General features: G+C 44.5%; 2 protein-coding genes. Both read left to right on the top strand.

Translation table 11 applies throughout. The annotated features are described in order from the left end of the window. Positions 1–475: 475 nt before the first annotated feature. Positions 476–1,747 (top strand): maltoporin, encoded by a 1,272-nt coding sequence (locus CAG69_RS01415; RefSeq protein ID WP_006740823.1) that lies wholly within the window; start codon positions 476–478, stop codon positions 1,745–1,747. A 100-nt stretch (positions 1,748–1,847) separates the two neighbouring features. Further along, on the top strand, positions 1,848–2,571 hold a 724-nt coding region (locus CAG69_RS01410), incomplete at its 3' end, for a MalM family protein (protein WP_161442357.1).

Here is a 2,571-nt window from a genome sequence, read left to right as displayed (position 1 = left end):
GGGAAAGGGCGAGAGAGAAGTCGTGTCATCGGAGATACATTATTTAATATTTATTGCTACCTTTAGGAAACTATAAGTTAAAAACTTTGTCTTACTAAGGTCAACCACCCTAAATATAAAAATATTCATGTAATTTAATTACTTTATGTGACGGCTTAGAGTCAAAAATATGAAATGGCTATCACTTTGTAGCGGCTCAAAACCGAATAAACTTACTAATTCCTCCCTAGATTGGTGATCTGACTCGAAAAAACACCATTCGGTAAATTTTCTACTCCCTTCTCATCCCCCCTAAATTAGTTTGGGGCGGAGGAAGTCATCCTTGTACGCCTCGGGTAATCTCATAACTGTTGAAACAAACGGGGATTCGTTCCCATCTTACCTCTCTTTCTTTAGGTGTGTTTTTACTGCCTATATTCACCTAAAAGAGTGAGCAGGGAAGACAGAATTATAAATACCCTTAATGGAGTTAAGAATGAAAAAAGTAAGTGCAATTGCTGCTGCTGTGGCTGCAACTTTAGCTGCTGGTTCTGCGTTCGCAGTGGATTTCCACGGTTACATGCGTGCTGGCGTTGGCGTGAACGCTGACGGTGGTCAACAATTAACATTCGAAAAGAACAAGATCGGTCGTCTAGGTAATGAAAGCGATATCTACGGCGAGATTCAACTAGGTAAAGAAGTTTACAACAACAACGGCAAAACGTTCTACGTAGACTCTATGGTTGCAATGACTTCTAATGGTTCAAACGACTGGGAAAGCACTTCTGCTAACTGTGGTTTGGATAACGGCGAAGTGAAATGTGTTGACGATGCACAATTCGCACTACGTCAATTCAACGTTCAAGCTAAAGGCCTACTAAACTTTGCTCCAGAAGCAACACTTTGGGCTGGTAAGCGCTACTACCAACGTCACGACATTCATATCTCTGACTTCTACTACTGGAACATCTCTGGCGCGGGCGCTGGTGTTGAAGGTATCGAAGCTGGTCCAGGTAAAGTTTCTTTCGCTTGGGTTCGTAATGACCGTGGCGATATCGCAGATCCAGGTAACGATGGCGGCGATACAAACGTTAACACTCTAGACGTACGTTATGCAGGTCTTCCTCTATGGGACAACGGTTCTCTAGAAATGGGCTTGAACTACGCAATCCTTAACGAAACTGACGCTGCGCCAAACGGCACTAAAGATGCGAAAAACGGCGTAATGTTCACAGCAGAATTGACTCAAGGTCTAGACGCTGGTTTCAACAAAACAGTGCTTCAGTACGGTACTGAAGGCTACTCAAAAACAATGGCATTCTACGGCGACGGTAGCTGGTACGGTGCAGAAGCTGATAACGGTGCATCTGGTTACCGCCTAATCAACTGGGGTGTAATCGGCATGGGTGACAGCTGGGAAATGGGTCACCAGTTAGTTTACGGTGTTGGTGAAGACATGTGGGCTGGCCAAGACAAGTGGGAAACAATGTCTGTTGTAGTTCGTCCAATGTACAAATGGGATGACAACCACAAAACTATCTTCGAAGCTGGTTACGCTATCGATGATAACGACGGCGACGAAAACAAATACGGTAAGCTAACTGTTGCTCAAGCATGGTCTGCTGGTTCTAGCTTCTGGGCTCGTCCTGAAATCCGTGTTTACGCTTCTTACCTAACGGCTGACAAAGAAGACAACTCTAACACATTTGACAACGGTCGTTCAGACGATACGTTCCAATTCGGTGTACAAGCTGAAGCTTGGTGGTAATCATCTAACCACTAAGTCCTAAATTGTCCTAGAATGATACAGCCAGAACTTATCTGGCTGTATTTATTTAAAAAACAATAAAGAGTCGAGGTAGACAGTAATGAAAAAATGGCTTGCTCCCGTACTGCTGGGCATGTTGGCTACTGGTTGTGCGTCCGTAGAACAAGTAGAGATGAGTCCAAAAGGTCAGCAACAAGTGATCACTCAATCGGGTGATATTCAATGGGTAACGGTTGATGTACCTGTGGTTACTGAATTCGCTTTGACTGATAAAAGCCAAATGCTGTTGGATGGTAACAGTGCTGGCGCTATTGCAGCGTTTGCTCTTCCGGGCAACCGTGGCAGTCTCGATATCAAATTAGAGACATTCGTAAGTAAAGAACTTCAATTTTATGCTCCTAATGTCGCAGTGATGAACTCGGCAGGAGAAACCATTTACCAAGCAGATTTCTCAAAGTTTAAGTACGAACCAGCAAAACTGTTGGACAACGATAAATTCGTACTTGATCTCAATGTGATTCCAGACATGACAGGTAACGATCTGCATGTATTGGTGTACACGACTTCCGCTGATCTAAAAGGCAGTACGCAAGTTCTGCATCCTGCAAAAGCCTTCGCCATGGCGCGCCACACTCAGCCGCCAGATATTGCAGACCCTTTAGCGAATCACAGCCCACTGGGTCAGTTCCGTTTGTCGGTATCCGCAAATGATATCGTGAATACCAAGATTGTTGCGAAAAACGACAACATTCCTCAAGGTACAGATCTCACTAGCTACTACCACAGCTCAATTGAAGCGGCAGTCGCAGCGAACGATATTCCGA

The sequence above is a fragment of the Vibrio sp. V43_P6S15P86 genome (assembly GCF_009904725.1).
Taxonomy (GTDB): domain Bacteria; phylum Pseudomonadota; class Gammaproteobacteria; order Enterobacterales; family Vibrionaceae; genus Vibrio; species Vibrio diabolicus.
This window is presented reverse-complemented; position numbering and strand designations above follow the sequence as displayed.